The sequence below is a fragment of the Paraburkholderia sp. NMBU_R16 genome, from assembly GCF_013282575.1.
Taxonomy (GTDB): Bacteria; Pseudomonadota; Gammaproteobacteria; order Burkholderiales; family Burkholderiaceae; genus Trinickia.
This window is the reverse complement of the sequence record NZ_JAAAYE010000297.1, coordinates 1-481: the sequence shown is the minus strand read 5'-3', so window position 1 is coordinate 481 and position 481 is coordinate 1. Positions and strand designations below refer to the sequence as shown.

Annotated in this window: 2 rRNA genes; both read left to right on the top strand. The window is 55.9% G+C overall.

The features are described 5' to 3' along the window. Positions 1-111, top strand: a 23S ribosomal RNA gene (locus GWC77_RS28325); the annotation flags it as partial. A 246-nt stretch (positions 112-357) separates the two neighbouring features. Next, positions 358-471, top strand: a 5S ribosomal RNA gene (gene rrf, locus GWC77_RS28320). The last annotated feature ends 10 nt before the right edge of the window (positions 472-481 follow it).

Below are 481 nucleotides of genomic sequence, written 5' to 3'. Positions count from 1 at the left end.
GACTTGATCCCCTTGAAGGGTCGTTCGAGACCAGGACGTTGATAGGTCGGGTGTGTACACGCAGTAATGCGTTCAGCTAACCGATACTAATTGCCCGTACGGCTTGATCCTATAACCGGAGCGTTTTGCTTACGTGACCAGTTAGTGCTTCAGCACTTACTGGGAACCACCCCCGTCAGGGGGGCGGTGCATACGCCTCAGGTTGACCGCGCTTTGCCCTAGTGAACCTCACTAGCGATACGTCACTACCTTGCGAGCCAGAGTTGGCGCTTCAGCGCTTACTCTGGCCAATGCAGAGCAACCCCTACTTCTTCCCAGATTGGCTGTGCAGCCCAAGCCGCGCAGCAACAAGTTATGCCTGATGACCATAGCGAGTCGGTCCCACCCCTTCCCATCCCGAACAGGACCGTGAAACGACTCCACGCCGATGATAGTGCGGATTGCCCGTGTGAAAGTAGGTAATCGTCAGGCTCCCCATTGA